Genomic DNA, 17,431 nt, shown 5'->3' with positions numbered 1-17,431 from the left:
GTAATTTTAGATTAATTATAGCGCTATGGTTGTAGCGCTATAAAATTAATGATTACTATTTCTTTATTAGTTTACTAACTGATATTTTTCCACTAGAGGATTTAATTTTTAAAATATAAATACCATTTACTTTTCCAGATAGATCTATTGTCATGTTATTTGATTTTATCTTAGATGAGGTTGTGTTTAGTATTACTTGTCCTGTAATACTATAAACAGTTGTTTCGTATTCTTCTTGATCTGAGGAAGGAATAGATATGGTAAACAAATCTTTGGATGGATTTGGAGATACAACGATTCCTTCAATTTTATTCTCTTTGATCCTTAACGTTGCACTGTTGTTGATTTTAAAATTATCAAACCATACTCGAGTGCCATAACCAGATGTGTTTCGGATTTTGATTAAAACACTTGCTTGGTTTTTTACAACACTCAAATCTACCGTTTCGCTTCTCCAATCAGAATCCTGAGTAGGTTTCCAATCATTTGTTTCATTTGCTTGAGTGGTAATAGGATCATCTTGAATAGGAGGGAATACAGTTTGTAATTGCAATTGGTTTTTAGAATATACATTTGTCCAGCTAACACCGCAATCTGAAGAAACCAAAATATCAATTTTATCTGGAGCAGGCGTAGGGTCGTAAGCATTTAAATATTGAGTATATCCAAGATCAAAATGCAAATGAGGTTTGTCGGCAGTTGTAAAATCCATAGATTTTAAAATTAATTCATCAATCATTCCCGTTGGTGCATCGGCATTGTTAATTACCAAACAAGATAAATCTCCTTTTCCAACATCAGTACGTTGCTCCCATGTGATAGGATCTCGATCTAGATTTAATATTTGCCAATCTTGTTGTGGGAATGTACTATTAAAGTTTTCAGTAACTGGTATCGTGTTTTTGCCTTTTATCGTTACTGCATTTGTTTTTAGCATAGTTGTTCCTTGTCCATAAGTATTGGTTGCTATCAATGTAACATCGTAAATTCCGGGAGTGTTATATATTACAGCTGGAGTCTTGCTTGTAGAAGTTGCTGGTGTTCCTCCAGGAAATGACCACAACCATGAGGTTGGTTCGCCAAAAGAAGTATCTTCAAATTGAACAGGCAAATCACTACAAACCATTTCGCTTGTAATTTTAAAATCAGAATATGGCTTTTCTTTACTATCAAAAGTAAATTTTAAATTGTCAATCCAAATTCTCGCACCATAACCAGATTTATTTACAAATTTTATTAGAACGTTAGAATTTCCTTTAAAAGCAGTTAATGAAACTTTTTCGGTTCTCCAATCAGAATCGGCTGTTGGTATCCAATTATTAGCATCAGCACTTACAGCAGTTTCTAATACGGTATGTGTTTTTGAATATAAACTTGTCCAAGTAGCTCCACAGTCTTTAGAAATGAAAACACTCAACACATCAGGACTGTTAGCATCAAATTTTGCATAAGCAACATCAAAAGAAAAATCAGTTACTCCAACAGCTAAGTTTAAAGGTTGTAATGTAATTTCGTCTACATCATCTGCTGCATTATCAGCATTATTAATAATCATACAAGAAGATGAATTTCTACCTGTAGCGGTACTTTTCTCCCATGTTATATTATTACTTAAATTAGTAATCTCCCATCCTGCAGGAGGAAAAGTTCCTTCAAAGCCTTCAGTAAATGAAGTTCCTATTGGAGTAGTTAAAGTAATAAAATTCGATTTTGTAGCTATAGTACCCGGACCCGTTGCATTTGTAGTTGTTAACGTAACAGAGTAAGAACCATTAGTATTATATGTCACTGTAGGATTTTGAGCTGTTGAGGTCGATGGAGTTCCTCCCGGAAATGACCATGCCCAAGTTGTCGGATTTCCTGTTGAAGCATCTTTAAAAGGAACTGTCATGCTGGTGCAATTTGTTTTGGTAACAGCCGCCGAGAAATCAGATATTGGAGTAGCGCTTTGTGTAATTGCTACAGCCACATTGTCTATCCAAATGCGAGTTCCATAACCAGATTTGTTTTTAAAACGAAATGTAACATTCGGGTTTCCAATGTAGGCACGGAGATCAATAACTTCTTTTCTCCAATTTTCAGCAGTTTTCGGAATCCAATTATTAGGAAGAGCGATAGGAGTAGTAGTTGTTTCAAGATCGGTATGGGTTTTAGAATATACCGACGTCCAACTAGTACCACAATCAGTAGAAACTTCTACATCTAAAACATCGGGACTTTGGTCATCAAATTTTGTGTAGGCGATATCAAAGTACAATTGACTATTTACTCCATTTGTAAAATTATAATAAGGCAGTTGTATGTAATCTAGTTCATTTATAATGGCGTTGTCTGCATTATTCATTATCATACAAGTTGAATCTCCGTTTCCAGCATCTTTGCGTTTTTCCCATGCCAAGCCAGCATCAGGGTTTGTAATAGTCCATCCGTCAGGAGGAAAAGCTCCCGAAAAATTCTCAACCATATTAGCAATAGATTTTTGGTCAACTTTTATATAATTAGTGATAGTTTTAGTGTCACTTCCCAATCCATTAGTCGAAGTTAGCGTTACAGCGTACGTTCCGGATGTAGTATAGGTAACAGTTGGATTTGTTGCTGTTGAGCTTGCAGGTGTACCTCCTGAAAAAGCCCATGTTCTAGAAGTAGGTAATCCTAACGAAGAGTCATTAAATGTTACGCTTTTATTAGAACAAATAGCAGTTGTGCTAACAGTAAAATTGGCTGTTGGAATAGTTGCTATAACTCCTGTTGAAGCAAGATTAGAATTTTGCCATAAAAAACCTCTTGGGTATTTGGCAGTTGCCATATCATCCAACCAAAAAGTCATTGCATTGGTTTGATCCTTGGTAAACATAGATTGACAATCAACATTATAATCCATTAGATTTTCATAATTCGCAACAACTCCGCAACTATTTACTGCAGACAGGTTACAACCAAAACCTTGAGTCGTTGGTGGTGTATCGGCCATACCATCATTAATAGGATCGCAACCATTTTGAAAAGTATGCTGTAGACCAAAATAATGTCCGAACTCATGTGACATTTCTTTAGCAAATTGAAAATTTGCATCTGATCCACCAGTAGTACCTATATATCTGTGATTAAAAGTAACATGAGGCACAACATTCTGAACAGGTAAAAAAGCATGTCCAGAACCGTAAACGCCATCGGAAGGATTCGGTTCGTCTACAACAACTATATCTAGGTAATATTTTCCGTTTTTTCCATAATACATATAATCATATATTTTAGAATCATATCCATCAGAAATATGGGCATTTGGATGCCAATTCATTCCGGGAGTTTCTAATAGATTGCCATCAGGATCAACAGTGGCCAAAACAAATTGAATGTTCATTTTGCTTTTTACAGCATTAAAACGTGGAGCTACCGTGTTGTATGCAGGAAATAAACCATTAAAATCTTTGTTGCAAATGGCTATTACATCATCGATTCTACTTTTCATTTGAGCTTTGGTAAATGTTTTCCCAATGTTAGATCCATCACTTAAAATATGGAAGACTACAGGGATAATATAAGGTGCAGCATCTATTTTTTTGCTTAACCTTGCTTTTTTTGCAGTTTCAATTTTAGGTAAGGCTTGTCTAAATAAATCTTGCTCTGTTTGAGATAATTTAGTTCCGCAACCCATCATGGTTTGAGCGGATGAGTTTATTGCAAAGAGCAAGAAAAACATAAAAACTAAGTAATTTTTTTTCATAAAATTTTGGATTAATTTGTAGCTAGCTTAGAATCAGTATTATCAATTTTTTTTTGAAATTTTAAAATTGATAGAATACGTGGTTTTGATTTTAAGCTAGATGATTTTTTTTGATAAAAGTACAGTAGTGAATTGTGGAGTGTTTATATTATATTAATATTAAATGATGTTATGTTATCTGTTTTGATGCTGATAAACATGATTTTATAATAATATATAGGCAGTTTGAAGGTGGATTTTCTGATGATTTTAAACGAGGATGCAGAGAATATGAGCCAATACAGAGGATTAGCCAACCAGTCTTTATTGGTGTTTCGTTTTTTTTGGATGTAATAAGGTGGTAATTTGACTCATCTTATCTTTATATTATTCTATCTGATGTGGCTTTTGTTGTATTTTGTCTGATAGATTTTTTGTAGTATGTTTTATTTCCTAAAAACAATAATTATGAATACAGCTTATTTTGTTTCAATACTTTTGTTACTAGTTTCAATAGCACTACTTCTTTTTCCGCCAAAAAGGATAAATCATTTTTATGGGTATCGAACGAGGAGATCAAAGAAGAATATTGAAAACTGGAAATTTTCAAATCGTTTTGCAGCAATTGGTATGCTGTTGTTCTCAGCATGTAACATTATCGGGCTTTATATAACATCATTGTTTATAGATGAAATAAATAAAAATGTAATTGCAGTAATCTTATTAGTTGAATTTGGAGTTCTATTTTATGTTACAGAAAAAAAGACATCTGAAAATGAGAAGAAAAATAATCAACCCATGTAGGGTTTTTTATTCTCATTCTTGAGTTGCTCACAAAATAGTGTTGGGATATGAAATTCTTAAAGTTTCCTAGACCCCGTTTTACTAGGTAATATAATAATTGTTAGAATTATAATAATTGTTTTGAGGTGTTGTCTTTTTGTCGTTTAATTCTAATAGTGTATTCTCTATCATTTGCGACATGGTGTCAAGCGCAAGATCGTTAGGCTGTATTCCAAAAGGATCTTCTAATTCATCTGCTATTGCTTCTATGGCTACATAGGTATAGGCAATAAATACAATGGCAAAGGGAGTAATCCAACCCAATGTTTCCACAAAACCAAAAGGAAGCATAAAACAGTAGATATAAACCGTTCGATGTAATAATACACTATAGGTATACGGAATCGGAGTACTGGCAATTCGCTCGCAACCTCCCACAATATCCGAAAGTTTATTTAGATTTTCTTCAAAAGCCAATTGAGACATACTATCTAGTTTCCCCTCTTTTTTTGCGTTCTTAACCCAATTACCCAATGCTCTTAAAATAATGATAGGTTTAAAATGAACTTCTTTTAGACTATTTGCAAAATCTTTAGAAACAAGACGAGCGATATCGTCGCTAGCATCGGTATGTCTGAGTTGGTGTTTTAAAGAATAAACAAAAGCAATAAGCAAGTTGATGAATTCATCGCGTTCTTTATTGTAGTCAGTGCTATTTATTAATGAATGACTTTGCCGGGCTAACGATCTGGTGTCATTGAGTAATGCTCCCCAAAGTTTTCTGCCTTCCCAAAATCGGTCGTAGCTAACACTATTGCGAAAACCTAAGAATATAGCAAGGGCTATCCCAAATAAAGTAAATATAGTGGGATTGATATGTAGATTATGCTCTAATAAAAATGGTTTTAAATACACCACCACTATCGAAAATACTAATAACAATAGTAATCTGGGCATAAGTTGTGGCAAAACAGAACCATTCCATTCGAACAACATTTTAAACCAATTGCTTTTTTTCTTTATAATCATTGTGTGTAATCTATATACTGTATTACAAAAGTAATAATTATATAATGGAATGAGTCAATCGAGTTTTCCTAGATTTACTGTAGCATGATATGATGAGAGCGGGTGGAATCAATTGTTTTGAAATCTAATCTAAAAAACAAACCCTTAAACAATTTTGCTTAAGGGTTTGTTTATTTAAGTAGCCAAGACTAAGTATTCTTGCTGCTATATTTTAATCTTTAATTTATTTCTCTTGCTCTAAATTGTCAATAGCAGAAATCTGATCAAGTATGTTCGTTTGATTAGGTGAAACGTAGTTTTTGATTTCGCTGGCGTTTTCTTTCTTAAAAAGAAGGTCTAGTGCATTGTATAGTCTTAATAAAACCTCTTTGTCTTCTTTTTCAATTTCTAAAGCAGTATTAAAATTAAAAACATAATTATTCGAATTGCGTACTTCTACTTTTATCGTTTTTGATGTGATTTTAAATTTAACTATGTCCATGTTATTTATGTATTGCTTTATGATGTTGCAAAGTTATTGTAATTATAATTAATTATATAAAATAGCTCCCTTTAAAATTTAGAATTTGAGTGGATATCTGCTACGCAAATTCACTCGGCTTTATATGCGTTATAAATGCGCCCAAAGTTTTTTGTATTCATAATCCTGTTGTTGGTATATATGGAGTAATCAAATTTCATAAAGTAGTATAGAATAGAAGAAATACCTTTTTTAATGGTTAATGTAGGGAGTCGGAGCTTTAATTTTTGAATTTTTCTTGAACAACACGTCAAATTATGTCTTGGAGTACTGAATAATGGAATCGTTTTTAGGCTCTAAGTTTTGTAAAGTTTACAGTCTGATTCTTCGTTTTCAGTGTTTAAAGGAATCATTTTCGAAATATAATTTCAATAAAAAACCCTTAAACAATTGTTGTTTAAGGGTTTGTCTTGGTAGCGAGACCGAGATTTGAACTCGGGACCTCAGGGTTATGAATCCTGCGCTCTAACCAACTGAGCTATCTCGCCATTTGGCAGTAAGAGTATGTCTCTCATTGCGGGTGCAAATATAGAAATAATTTTATAGTTGGCAAGCAGAAATGAAAGAAAAAAAAATATTTTTAAAAAACTCTTTTTTACGCGGATATATTCTTATATTTCCGAAAAATTAAATCTGGCACATGGATCTAAAAGTACGTTACGAAATTGAGTTTCCTATAAATTCATCTCCGCAGTTATTATATCAGTATATATCTACACCATCAGGACTATCTGAATGGTTTGCAGATAATGTGAATTCACGTGGAGAGTTTTTTACTTTCATCTGGAATGATTCTCAGGAAAAAGCACGTTTAGCATCCAAAAAAACGGGCGAAAAAGTTAAGTTTAAATGGGTTGACGAGAGCAGCAAAGACACCGAGTATTTCTTTGAACTGCATATTCTTGTAGACGAAATAACGAAAGATGTTTCGCTTATGGTAGTCGATTTTGCCGAAAAAGATGAGCTTGGAGAAGCGAAACAATTATGGGAAAATCAAATCTCAGACCTTAAACATCTTATTGGATCAGTTTAGTAAAAGTCTATTTTATAACTTATATTTGCCCTGAACAAAATTCAGGGTTTTTTTTATGATTAATTTTAACGGGAATATAGTAGCACAGGACGATAATTTATTAATTCAAAATCGCGCTTTCTTATATGGAGACGGTGTTTTTGAAACATTTAAAGTAGTAGATAATAAAATCCTTTTTCTAGAGGATCATTATTTTAGACTAATGTCCTCAATGCGAGTAGTTCGAATGGAAATTCCAATGAACTTTACAATGGAATATTTAGAAGAACAAATTCTTTCGTTACTTAATTATAACTCAATTTCCGATTCGGCTAGAGCAAGAATTACTGTATATCGTAACGATGGTGGATATTATTTGCCACAAAACAATACAGTTTCATTTTTAATTCACGCAATAGCTTTAGATAATAAAGCGTATGAGATAAATGAAAATCAGTATGAAGTTGATTTGTACAAGGATTTTTATGTTACCAAACAATTGTTATCATCAATAAAAACAACTAATAAGATAATAAACATTACAGGAAGTATTTTTGCAAACGAAAACGGACTGGATAATTGTATCTTGTTAAACGACAGTAAGAATGTTGTCGAAGCATTACAAGGAAATTTGTTTATGTTATTGGGCAATAAGTTAATTACACCACCAGTTTCTGAAGGATGTTTAAATGGAGTAATGCGTAAACAAATATTGGCTTTGGCAAAAAAACTAACAGACATAGTAGTTGTAGAAGAAGCAATATCGCCGTTTGATTTACAAAAAGCCGACGAATTGTTTCTTACTAATGTGATAAAAGGGATTCAGCCAATAACCAAATACCGTAAAAAAGAGTTTACAACTAAATTATCAGGTATATTGACGCAAAAACTTAATGAAAGTCTTGCTTAGGTATTAGTTGAGGTACGGATTCTCAGGTGCATTAGACCAAATAAGATAATCTCCTCCCAGTTCAATAATTTGTTGTTTCCAAAAATGAGTTGGTGATTTTCCGATAATTTTATTTTTATAATTATTATCTGCAATAATCCAAGAGTTATTCTGCATTTCTGTTTCTAACTGATGTTCGTCCCAGCCGGTGTAACCTAAGAAGAAACGTATGTTGTTCTTGTTGATTGCGCCGCTGTTAATTAGGTCTTTTGTGGATTCAAAATCACCTCCCCAATATATACCATTTGAAATCTCAATGCTATTTGGGATCAAATCGGGTATATTATGGATAAAGTAAAGATTATCCTGTTCTACTGGTCCACCATTATAGATTCTGAATGTAGCGTGGATTTCTGGAATTAAGTCATTAATGGTATATTTTAGTGGCTTATTTATGATGAAACCTATCGAGCCTTCTTCGTTGTGATCTGCTAATAAGATCACGGATCTATTAAATGATAAGTCTCCAATTATAGAAGGCTCAGCAATAAGTAGATGTCCTTTTTTTAATTTTTCTGAAATCATATCGTTACAATTTTTATTAAATTTAAGAATAAAATTTCTAAAATCGTAAATAAAATCGTCAAACAGCAAAAAAAAACCCTCCATATGGAAGGTTTTAATTATATTAAAAGCGTATGTAACTTGTTCTTAGTTAACTGCACTTTCTAATTCAGCACCTGCTTTAAATTTCACAACATTCTTAGCAGCGATTTGAATAGTTTTTCCAGTTTGAGGGTTTCTACCATCTCTAGCCGCTCTAGCTGAAACTGACCATGATCCAAAACCTACCAATGATACTCTTCCACCTTTTTTCAAAGTTGCACCTACGTTTCCTAAAAATGATTCTAAAGCTAATTTTGCCGCAGCTTTTGTAATTCCTGCATCAGCAGCAATAGCATCGATTAATTCTGATTTGTTCATAATAATTAGTTATTAATTGTTGGTTAAAAAAAATTGTCAATACACAAATTTAGTAGGAAATACGTTCCTTGCAAGCGTTTTGTTTAATTTTAGGTTGAATTGTTAATAACTTGCTTTTTTTGTTCATAAAGCTACCTAAAAACATCACTAAATTTAGTGAGTAGCCTTATTTTGTTGATGTTAGTAGACTTTTGCGTTGTCAGAAAAAGTGATTCCATTTAGCAATTCTGCAACAGTCATTCTTTTTTTACCTGGCAATTGCAAACTCAATAATTGAATATAACCATCATTAACCGCAATTTTAATCTCTTTTTTGGTGCTAATTAAGCTGCCAATAGGGAGGTTGTGTGCTTCCAAAATTGGTTTTGCTTCGTATATTTTGATGCTTAATTCATCACTTTGATCTTTTAAGAAACTCCAAGCAGCAGGATAAGGGCTCAAGCCTCTTATCAAATCATTAATTGTTGATGCTGGTTTTGTCCAATCTATTTTGCAATTCTCTTTATTTAACTTGTATGCAGTTTTGATTTCAGCAGATTCTTCCTGAATTATTGTAGTTACATTTCCAGCTTCAATTGCTTGTAAAGTTTCAATAACGGTTTCGCTTCCTAAATGCATTAATCGGTCGTGTAGCTGTCCAGCGTTTTCAGTAGGCTCTATTTCTATTTCAGAACTAAGGATCATTGCTCCAGTATCGATCTTGTCATCTATAAAAAAGGTAGTAACACCCGTTTTGGTTTCTCCATTTATTATAGCCCAGTTAATTGGTGCTGCACCACGGTAATTAGGAAGTAGAGAAGCATGAAGATTAAAAGTTCCTAGGGATGGCATTTCCCATACCACTTTAGGTAGCATTCTAAAAGCCACTACAATTTGTAAATTGGCATTCAAGGTTTTCAATTCAGCTAAAAAAGCTTCGTCTTTTAAATTGGTTGGTTGTAATAAAGGAAGACTATTAGCCAATGCATATTCCTTTACAGCCGAATATTTTATTTTTTGACCACGACCAGCGGGTTTGTCTGCTGCAGTAATAACACCTACAACATTATAATTGTTCTTTATTATAGTATCCAGAATTCCAACTGCAAATTCGGGAGTCCCCATAAATATGATTCTTAATTTTTCCATTATGATTTTAAAGTGTATTTATTATTCGGTTTTATTATAATGTAATTATCTTCTAGTAACTCCTGTAGTGCATGAACGACATCATCAGCAGTATTATTAGTTCGTGTCTGAATATCTCTAGAGCTTAGTTCTTCAGTTTTTAATAAATCTAGAATGTCTTGTGCGATAGAGTTGTTCGGTTTTTTGACTTTCTTGGTAATACAATACGAACAAATACCACAGTCAGTAGTTATTTTTTCTCCAAAATAATCTAGAATCAGCTTGCTTTTGCATGTGCCCTTTTCATTTACATAATCCAAAACCGATTTCAATTGGTCTTTCTTTAGATTGTTTTGTTTTTCTAGATACTTTGAAACTCTATTAATTGTGAGGTCGTCTTCACGAATTTCGTTAAATAATATTGAGGCATCATTGTTCTTACTATTATACTCAATAATCTCTTTTTCTTTTAGTTTTTGTAAAACAGCATGAACTTGTGCTTCTGTACTACTTGATTTTTTTGCAATGAGTTGAAGGTTGAATGGGGTCTTCATCTCGTAAATTCCTGGATAAGTACGTAAAATAGCAAGAATGATTTCCTCATCATTTGGATTTAGACTTACATATCGAATAACTTCTTTAGTTTCAATCAGGAATTGCATGGTGATTTTTTCCGAAAAGCCTTGAGATAAAGTAATGATGGCTTGCCTGTCTAAAAATTGTAATGCGTTGTATGTTTTTAAAGTAGGGAAGTCGTATTTATGACAAAAGCGATTCAGGTTAAAAGAGAACTCCTCATCGATTCCTTCGCCGTAGGCAATCTGGAAATAATTGCAAAGTTTGACATACATGGTCTTCAAAAAATTTTTGTCGGCCAAAGTTTGTATAAACTGATTTTCAGCATTAGCAGTATCAGATGCGCTAGTGAGCAGAATAGAAAAAGATTTTTCACCATTACGTCCTGCGCGACCAGATTCCTGATAGTAATTTTCTATATTCTCAGGTAATTGAGTGTGAATTACAGTTTTTACGTTCGGTTTGTCAATTCCCATTCCAAACGCATTTGTAGCAACAATAACTTGAGCGTTTTCACTCATCCACAATTGCATGTTTTTATCTTTTTCTTTAGTCGAAAGACCACCGTGATAATAGGTAGCTTTAAAACCTAAAGATTCTAATTGAGCTGAAATTGTTAAACAAGATTTTCGATTGCGTACATATATAATAGAAGGTTGCGGATTTTTTCTCAAAATCTGTTCAGTTCTGTATAGTTTGTCTTCGACTTCAAAGACCATGTAAGCAATGTTTTCTCGGGCAAATGATTGTTGGAAAAATTTAGTGTCTTTTAATCCCAATTCGGTTTTGATGTCTTCAATAACTCTTGGAGTTGCTGTAGCAGTCAATGCAAGAAAAGGAATCTTAGGAAAAAATTTCTTTAGTTCTGAAATTTTAAGATAAGCAGGACGAAAGTCATGTCCCCATTGCGATACACAATGCGCCTCATCTATGGCAATAAAATTTATAGGTAAGTTTTTTACGCGGTCAAGAATCCAGTCCGATTGAAGTCGTTCAGGAGATAGGTATAAAAATTTATAATTTCCAAACTGGCAATTGTCTAGAAGATTTATGATTTCTTCAGTATGAATTCCACCAGTAAGGGCAATTGCTTTAATATCGCGTTTTTGCAAATTGGCAACCTGATCTTTCATTAAGGCAACCAAAGGAGAAATTACAAGGCAAATTCCCTCCTTCATCATTGATGGTACTTGAAAACAAATCGATTTCCCACCACCAGTTGGCAATAAAGCAAAAGTATCTTGACCATTTAAAACCGAATCAATGATTTCGTTTTGTAAAGGTCGGAAACTATCGTGTTTCCAGTATTTTTGAAGAATGGCTAATGCTTCTTGCATTTGTCAGGATTAAAGTTAACAATTTAGAAAACAGTTTCTAGTTTTACCAACCTTAAAAACTCCGACTAAATTTTATCTAAGATATAAAGAATTCGGTTAGTCACAGTGTCTTTTGGAACTTCAATTAGTTCATAGTCGTATTTTTTATACGTTTCTACTAAATGGTTGTATATGGTTTCTGCTTGCTCAAAATTTTCGTAACGTTCACCGTCACTCTTGTAGATTTCTTCCCAAGGTGGAAGCAGAAAAATTTTAGAATATTTGCAAACCTCACAAGCTTCTTTAAAGTGCTCAGGGTAATTGTCTCCTATATAGTCCATATAAGCTACAACATCAGGAATTCCTCGGTCAATAAATACTACTTCAGCAGGCTCTTTTTGAGCGTTTTCGAATTGTTTTATCCGTCCTTCTAATAGTTTTTGACTAAATAACAAGGGCTTTTCAAGAAACAGTTGTTCGATTCCTTCTTTTTGAGCCTCAAGGGTTACTTGTCTAGAAATTTCGGGATAACAGCAATATCCATCGGCTACTAAACCATCAATAATTGTAGACTTTCCCGTACCTGGGCCACCAATAATAACAATAATTTCTTTTTGCACTTTCTAAAAATAAAGTGCAAATTTACCTAAACTTATTGGTATTATACAAGGTTTTTTTTCTTGAAGCGAGTGATTTGTTTGTTTTAGTAAGTAAACTTCCTGCTGTTCGCTTCAATCTTTTCCTTTTTAAAGAAGAAAGAAAAAGGATTTTTCGCTTCCATCAGGGCTATGGAGGTTAGAATTTGTTTTTTTTGGATGCATTAGATTTTTAGACTGTTGGAAGAAATATTTAAAGAGTATAACTTTTAAGTTTTGCCAAAATAGTCATGGATATTGACAAGGTTTTGGAAAGTTTGCACTAAACATAATCTAGTGCTATTATTTTTTTTGTGAATTGCGGTTGGTTTTGACCAACAGGTCATTTGTTATGTTTATGAATTGGCTTTAGTTAAATATTCTAAATCTTCTTCTCAGAAGGAATGATACTATGCGATTCAAATTTTCTTTTTGCAATAACATCATCTATAAAGTTAAGAACGTGATTTGGTTCTTTACTGAATAGGTAATTGCAAAATTCATGTTCAGCACCATAAGAAGTAATGAGTTGAATGTCCTTTTTTAACGAAGTCATACGATTGTAAACAGCGTAAGAGCCTGAAAGAGTCATAAATCCCATAGAATCTGTAGGGCAGGAGCGGTGCGAACCTGTGCCATAAGGAACAGTTGAGTCTTTACTTCCGTGTGAAAGCAACATTGGAATAGCATTTTTGGATGTAATTAAATCTACATTCATGATAGCTCCAGAGCCTCCAATTAAACCTTTGTATTTGAAGTTTTTGGGTAGATTGTTAGAATATAAATTCATTGATTTGTAATCCCAAAAAGAAGCATGGAAAGCAATTTCGCCACCAGCACTAATTCCTGCAATGAATATTTTGGAGTCGTCGATGTTGTAGGTGTTTTTGTTTTTAATTAAAAATGAAGTTGCTTGCCAAGTATCGCTAACGGCAATTTGTATGGTTTTAATTTTTTCAGACAATGTTGAGTTGCAACCAAAATCTTTACCTTTCATGTATAAAGTGTATGAAATATTTGCAACAGCAATTCCTTTTTGAGCAAGGCTAATTGCGAAGTTTTTTTCGCCAAAACGATCTCCACCAGAAAAACCGCCACCATGAGCAAAAATGACAAGAGGTGTTTTTTTATCAGATTTTATTAGAGGTAAATACAAATCAAGTTCCAATTTAATCGAGTCGTTTTGGAAATAAGTTAACGTCTTGATTTCTTGTGCGGTAATAGAATTGGAGGTAAAAGCAAGGATAAGTAATAAATAGAAAAAGGGCATTCTCATTGTAATGGTATTTTTTATTATAAGGCAAATTCAATTTATCAAAGATAAAATAATAAAACAGGATAGGCTAAATTCTGTTATTTTAACAATTTTAGCCAATAGTAATTAGCCTTGCAAAAGAGGAAAATAAAGCTAATTCTAGGTAATGTTTCGCATTGTGAAAAAATCGCAAAAGCTAAATATAAAATCTCAAATCAAAACCGTATATTTGCGTCTATTTTAATGAGATAATGGACGAAGATAAAGAAAAAACCACCGCCGAATTTTACGCAAGATTAAAGGTTGAGTTAGATAATACTAACACTTGGCCAGCAGAGTATTTGTATAAATTTATTATGCCTTCAGTAGGTGATAATGTTGAGCGCGTAGAGAAAGCTTTTGATAGCATGGGAGCAGTAATTAAAACTACAAAATCTAAAACAGGTAAATTTACTAGTGTTTCGATAGATGTTACTATGAAAAGCTCAGATGAAGTAATCAGTAAATACCAAGAAGTTTCAATAATTGAAGGTATAGTTTCACTATAATTATGAACGAAAAATATAAAAAAGAAAATGCGAATGATGTTGTTTTTAATTTAGAATATAATTCTGAAAGACAACATTTAATCATTCCAGAATACGGTCGTCATTTGCAAAAATTGATAGACCAGGCTACTGCTATTGAAGACGTCGAACAACGTAACAAAGCGGCCAAATATATTATTCAGGTAATGGGAAGCTTGAATCCGCATTTGCGCGACGTGCCCGATTTTCAACACAAACTTTGGGACCAGCTTTTTATTATGTCTGATTTTAAATTAGATGTAGAATCACCATATCCAATACCATCTCGTGAAGTATTACAACTAAAACCAGATGTATTAAAATATCCGCAAAATTACCCAAAATACAGGTATTATGGTAACAACATCAAGTACATGATTGATGTTGCTAACAAATGGGAAGATGGTGAGATGAAGAATGCATTAGTATTGGTAATTGCCAATCATATGAAAAAATCATACTTGAGCTGGAATAAAGACACTGTAAAAGATGATGTTATTTTTGAGCATTTGTACGAACTGTCAGATGGAAAAATAAACCTTTTACAAAGTTCAGAAGAACTACTAAATACAACTGATTTATTGCGTACAAATAAACGTATATCAAATAAAATCACACCAGCTGGACAACCTAAAATTCAGAACAATAAGAATACAAAAGGTCAAGGAAAGCCAAAACCGTTTCAAAAGAATAATAATCAAAAGAATGTATAAAAAGGTACTAAGTTACTAAGAAGCTAAGGTGCTGAGATTGATCTCAGAAAACTTAGAATCTCAGGACTCTAGAACCTCAGAAACTTAACAAAGAATATGGGAATTTTTAAAATCGAAGGTGGAATTCCTTTAAAAGGAGAAATCACTCCACAAGGAGCAAAAAACGAAGCGTTACAAATCTTGTGCGCAGTACTTTTAACCTCAGAAAAAGTAAAGATTAATAACATTCCTGATATTATAGATATCAATAAATTAATTACGCTTCTAGGAAATCTAGGAGTGAAAATTCAAAAAAACGAACCAGGTTCAATTACATTCCAAGCCGATGAGGTAAATGTAAATTACCTTGAAACAGAAGCTTTCAAGAAAGAAGGTGGAGCACTTCGTGGTTCAATTATGATTGTAGGACCGCTTTTGGCACGTTTTGGAAAAGGATATATTCCTAAGCCAGGAGGAGATAAAATTGGACGTCGTAGATTAGATACACACTTTGAAGGGTTTATTAATCTAGGAGCTAAGTTTAGATACAACAGAGAAGATCACTTTTACGGTGTTGAAGCTCCAGAAGGATTAACAGGTACAGATATGTTACTTGATGAAGCATCAGTAACGGGAACTGCTAATATCGTAATGGCAGCAGTTTTAGCAAAAGGAAAAACAACAGTTTATAACGCAGCTTGTGAGCCTTACTTACAACAATTGTGTAAAATGTTAAACTCAATGGGAGCTAACATTTCAGGAGTAGGTTCAAACTTATTAACTATCGAAGGTGTTGAAAGCCTAGGAGGTTGCGAGCACAGAATTCTTCCAGATATGATCGAAATTGGATCTTGGATTGGATTAGCAGCAATGACTAAAAGTGAAATCACTATCAAAAATGTAAGCTGGGAAAATTTAGGATTGATTCCAAATACATTTAGAAAATTAGGAATTACAATAGAAAAACGTGGTGATGATATTTATATCCCTGCTCACGTAAATGGATATGAAGTAAAAACAGATATTGATGGATCTATCTTAACTATTGCCGATGCGCCATGGCCAGGATTCACACCAGATTTATTAAGTATCGTTTTGGTTGTAGCAACACAAGCAAAAGGAGATGTTTTAATTCACCAAAAAATGTTCGAAAGCCGTTTGTTCTTTGTAGACAAACTAATCGACATGGGAGCAAAAATAATGTTGTGCGATCCGCATAGAGCTGTTGTTATGGGACATAACTTCGAATCACAATTAAAAGCAACTACAATGTCTTCTCCTGATATTCGTGCTGGAATTTCATTGTTAATTGCAGCTTTATCAGCAAAGGGAACAAGTACAATTCAAAATATAGAACAAATCGACCGTGGATACGAACGTATCGATGAGCGATTGAGAGCAATTGGAGCAAAAATCGTGAGAGCGTAGATAAAATTCTCAAATGACGAATGAAGAAAAAGCTATAAAAGCTACATACTTTAGTATAGTCGGAAACACCTGCTTGGCCATTATAAAAGGCTTGGCAGGTTTTTTTGGCAATTCTTATGCTCTAATAGCTGATGCAATAGAGTCAACTACAGATATATTTTCATCTTTTTTGGTTTTATTCGGAATCAAATATTCAAGCAGACCTGCTGATGAAAATCATCCTTATGGTCATGGACGTGCAGAACCATTAATAACCTTTTTGGTTGTTGGGTTCTTAATTACATCGGCAACAATTATTGGGTACGAAAGTATTGCTAACATCCAAAACCCACATGATTTACCAAAATCGTGGACATTATATGTTTTGGGAGCAATTATCGTATGGAAAGAATATTCTTTTCGATTGGTAATGAAACGTAGCAAACAAACCAATAGTTCCTCATTAGCTGCAGATGCTTGGCATCATCGTAGTGATGCAATTACATCAGTAGCTGCATTTATCGGGATTTCGATAGCACTGTTTATGGGAAAAGGATATGAAGCAGCAGATGATTGGGCAGCGCTTTTTGCTGCATTCTTTATTTTGTACAATAGCTATAAAATTTTTAGACCAGCACTTGGCGAAATAATGGACGAAAGTCTTAATGATGATTTAGTAGAAGAAATCCGAATTGAATCATTGACCGTTGTGGGTATATTAGGAACCGAAAAATGTTTTATCCGTAAAGCAGGAATGAAATATCATGTAGATCTTCACGCTATAGTATCGGCCAAAATTTCGGTAAAAGAAGGACATGATTTATCACATAAATTGCAAGATACTCTAAAAGAGAGAATTCCTCAATTAGGAAATGTTTTAATTCATATAGAGCCAGATGATTATAATTAGTATTTAAGTTTATAAGTTGTAAAGGTTTTGAGGAGCTAAGTTTTATT

At 33.3% G+C, this 17,431-nt stretch carries 16 protein-coding genes and 1 tRNA gene; 7 read left to right on the top strand and 10 right to left on the bottom strand.

Going from position 1 to position 17,431, the window contains the following annotated elements; translation table 11 throughout:
* Window positions 1-55: 55 nt before the first annotated feature.
* Window positions 56-3,724 (bottom strand): PKD domain-containing protein, encoded by a 3,669-nt coding sequence (locus LNQ49_RS08200; protein ID WP_229988166.1) that lies wholly within the window; start codon window positions 3,722-3,724, stop codon window positions 56-58.
* Between the two features lie 447 nt (window positions 3,725-4,171).
* On the opposite strand from LNQ49_RS08200, the gene LNQ49_RS08195 reads away from it, so the two are divergent.
* Window positions 4,172-4,507, top strand: a complete 336-nt coding sequence (locus LNQ49_RS08195; protein WP_229988165.1) for an SdpI family protein — start codon at window positions 4,172-4,174, stop codon at window positions 4,505-4,507.
* Window positions 4,508-4,588: 81 nt separating this feature from the next.
* On the opposite strand, the gene LNQ49_RS08190 is transcribed toward LNQ49_RS08195, so the two are convergent.
* The 3 genes from LNQ49_RS08190 to LNQ49_RS08180 all read right to left on the bottom strand — a co-directional run bounded on the left by LNQ49_RS08190 (window position 4,589) and on the right by LNQ49_RS08180 (window position 6,523).
* Window positions 4,589-5,515 carry a bestrophin family protein gene (locus LNQ49_RS08190; protein ID WP_229988164.1) on the bottom strand — a complete coding sequence of 309 codons (927 nt, stop codon included), beginning with the start codon at window positions 5,513-5,515 and terminating at the stop codon, window positions 4,589-4,591.
* A gap of 223 nt (window positions 5,516-5,738) precedes the next feature.
* On the bottom strand, window positions 5,739-5,996 hold the full coding sequence (locus LNQ49_RS08185) for a hypothetical protein (protein WP_229988163.1): 258 nt from the start codon (window positions 5,994-5,996) through the stop codon (window positions 5,739-5,741).
* 450 nt (window positions 5,997-6,446) lie between these two features.
* Window positions 6,447-6,523: transfer RNA gene (locus LNQ49_RS08180), tRNA-Met, on the bottom strand.
* 152 nt (window positions 6,524-6,675) lie between these two features.
* Between LNQ49_RS08180 and LNQ49_RS08175 the strand changes: the two genes are divergently transcribed.
* Window positions 6,676-7,068 carry an START-like domain-containing protein gene (locus LNQ49_RS08175; RefSeq protein ID WP_035620801.1) on the top strand — a complete coding sequence of 131 codons (393 nt, stop codon included), beginning with the start codon at window positions 6,676-6,678 and terminating at the stop codon, window positions 7,066-7,068.
* 55 nt (window positions 7,069-7,123) lie between these two features.
* Window positions 7,124-7,957 carry an aminotransferase class IV gene (locus tag LNQ49_RS08170; protein WP_229988162.1) on the top strand — a complete coding sequence of 278 codons (834 nt, stop codon included), beginning with the start codon at window positions 7,124-7,126 and terminating at the stop codon, window positions 7,955-7,957.
* Between the two features lie 3 nt (window positions 7,958-7,960).
* On the opposite strand, the gene LNQ49_RS08165 is transcribed toward LNQ49_RS08170, so the two are convergent.
* The 6 genes from LNQ49_RS08165 to LNQ49_RS08140 all read right to left on the bottom strand — a co-directional run bounded on the left by LNQ49_RS08165 (window position 7,961) and on the right by LNQ49_RS08140 (window position 13,830).
* Complete coding sequence (locus tag LNQ49_RS08165) at window positions 7,961-8,521, bottom strand: YqgE/AlgH family protein (RefSeq protein WP_229988161.1); 561 nt, start codon at window positions 8,519-8,521, stop codon at window positions 7,961-7,963.
* Window positions 8,522-8,647: 126 nt separating this feature from the next.
* Entirely contained in the window at window positions 8,648-8,920 is a 273-nt protein-coding gene (locus LNQ49_RS08160) for an HU family DNA-binding protein (protein WP_129539609.1), read from the bottom strand.
* A gap of 180 nt (window positions 8,921-9,100) precedes the next feature.
* Window positions 9,101-10,048: a methionyl-tRNA formyltransferase gene (fmt, locus tag LNQ49_RS08155; RefSeq protein ID WP_229988160.1), complete on the bottom strand. Its 948-nt coding sequence runs from the start codon at window positions 10,046-10,048 to the stop codon at window positions 9,101-9,103.
* Complete coding sequence (locus tag LNQ49_RS08150; RefSeq protein ID WP_229988159.1) at window positions 10,048-11,940, bottom strand: RecQ family ATP-dependent DNA helicase; 1,893 nt, start codon at window positions 11,938-11,940, stop codon at window positions 10,048-10,050. The genes fmt and LNQ49_RS08150 overlap by 1 nt, the downstream gene beginning before the upstream one ends.
* A 65-nt stretch (window positions 11,941-12,005) precedes the next feature.
* Window positions 12,006-12,539 (bottom strand): AAA family ATPase, encoded by a 534-nt coding sequence (locus tag LNQ49_RS08145; RefSeq protein ID WP_229988158.1) that lies wholly within the window; start codon window positions 12,537-12,539, stop codon window positions 12,006-12,008.
* A gap of 397 nt (window positions 12,540-12,936) precedes the next feature.
* Window positions 12,937-13,830 carry an alpha/beta hydrolase family protein gene (locus LNQ49_RS08140; RefSeq protein ID WP_229988157.1) on the bottom strand — a complete coding sequence of 298 codons (894 nt, stop codon included), beginning with the start codon at window positions 13,828-13,830 and terminating at the stop codon, window positions 12,937-12,939.
* A gap of 230 nt (window positions 13,831-14,060) precedes the next feature.
* Here LNQ49_RS08140 and LNQ49_RS08135 point away from each other — a divergent pair, with 230 nt between their 5' ends.
* The 4 genes from LNQ49_RS08135 to LNQ49_RS08120 all read left to right on the top strand — a co-directional run bounded on the left by LNQ49_RS08135 (window position 14,061) and on the right by LNQ49_RS08120 (window position 17,384).
* Window positions 14,061-14,357: a DUF493 family protein gene (locus tag LNQ49_RS08135; RefSeq protein ID WP_229988156.1), complete on the top strand. Its 297-nt coding sequence runs from the start codon at window positions 14,061-14,063 to the stop codon at window positions 14,355-14,357.
* A 2-nt stretch (window positions 14,358-14,359) separates the two neighbouring features.
* Window positions 14,360-15,088, top strand: coding sequence for a DUF4290 domain-containing protein (locus tag LNQ49_RS08130; RefSeq protein ID WP_229988155.1), 729 nt, complete (start codon window positions 14,360-14,362; stop codon window positions 15,086-15,088).
* A gap of 96 nt (window positions 15,089-15,184) precedes the next feature.
* Window positions 15,185-16,495 carry a UDP-N-acetylglucosamine 1-carboxyvinyltransferase gene (gene murA / locus LNQ49_RS08125; protein WP_229988154.1) on the top strand — a complete coding sequence of 437 codons (1,311 nt, stop codon included), beginning with the start codon at window positions 15,185-15,187 and terminating at the stop codon, window positions 16,493-16,495.
* A gap of 13 nt (window positions 16,496-16,508) precedes the next feature.
* On the top strand, window positions 16,509-17,384 hold the full coding sequence (locus tag LNQ49_RS08120; protein WP_229988153.1) for a cation diffusion facilitator family transporter: 876 nt from the start codon (window positions 16,509-16,511) through the stop codon (window positions 17,382-17,384).
* Window positions 17,385-17,431: the final 47 nt, after the last annotated feature.

The organism is Flavobacterium pisciphilum (assembly GCF_020905345.1).
GTDB lineage: Bacteria > Bacteroidota > Bacteroidia > Flavobacteriales > Flavobacteriaceae > Flavobacterium > Flavobacterium pisciphilum.
The sequence above is the reverse complement of the archived record's forward strand: the minus strand, read 5'-3'. Positions and strand labels throughout refer to the sequence as shown.

Coding starts and splice junctions, on each gene's coding strand:
- LNQ49_RS08130 (WP_229988155.1), top strand. CDS start 14,360: ATGAACGAAAAATATAAAAAAGAAAATGCGAATGATGTTGTTTTTAAT.
- murA (WP_229988154.1), top strand. CDS start 15,185: ATGGGAATTTTTAAAATCGAAGGTGGAATTCCTTTAAAAGGAGAAATC.
- LNQ49_RS08195 (WP_229988165.1), top strand. CDS start 4,172: ATGAATACAGCTTATTTTGTTTCAATACTTTTGTTACTAGTTTCAATA.
- LNQ49_RS08140 (WP_229988157.1), bottom strand. CDS start 13,830: ATGAGAATGCCCTTTTTCTATTTATTACTTATCCTTGCTTTTACCTCC.
- LNQ49_RS08165 (WP_229988161.1), bottom strand. CDS start 8,521: ATGATTTCAGAAAAATTAAAAAAAGGACATCTACTTATTGCTGAGCCT.
- LNQ49_RS08170 (WP_229988162.1), top strand. CDS start 7,124: ATGATTAATTTTAACGGGAATATAGTAGCACAGGACGATAATTTATTA.
- LNQ49_RS08190 (WP_229988164.1), bottom strand. CDS start 5,515: ATGATTATAAAGAAAAAAAGCAATTGGTTTAAAATGTTGTTCGAATGG.
- LNQ49_RS08185 (WP_229988163.1), bottom strand. CDS start 5,996: ATGGACATAGTTAAATTTAAAATCACATCAAAAACGATAAAAGTAGAA.
- LNQ49_RS08200 (WP_229988166.1), bottom strand. CDS start 3,724: ATGAAAAAAAATTACTTAGTTTTTATGTTTTTCTTGCTCTTTGCAATA.
- LNQ49_RS08120 (WP_229988153.1), top strand. CDS start 16,509: ATGACGAATGAAGAAAAAGCTATAAAAGCTACATACTTTAGTATAGTC.
- LNQ49_RS08150 (WP_229988159.1), bottom strand. CDS start 11,940: ATGCAAGAAGCATTAGCCATTCTTCAAAAATACTGGAAACACGATAGT.
- LNQ49_RS08160 (WP_129539609.1), bottom strand. CDS start 8,920: ATGAACAAATCAGAATTAATCGATGCTATTGCTGCTGATGCAGGAATT.
- fmt (WP_229988160.1), bottom strand. CDS start 10,048: ATGGAAAAATTAAGAATCATATTTATGGGGACTCCCGAATTTGCAGTT.
- LNQ49_RS08135 (WP_229988156.1), top strand. CDS start 14,061: ATGGACGAAGATAAAGAAAAAACCACCGCCGAATTTTACGCAAGATTA.
- LNQ49_RS08175 (WP_035620801.1), top strand. CDS start 6,676: ATGGATCTAAAAGTACGTTACGAAATTGAGTTTCCTATAAATTCATCT.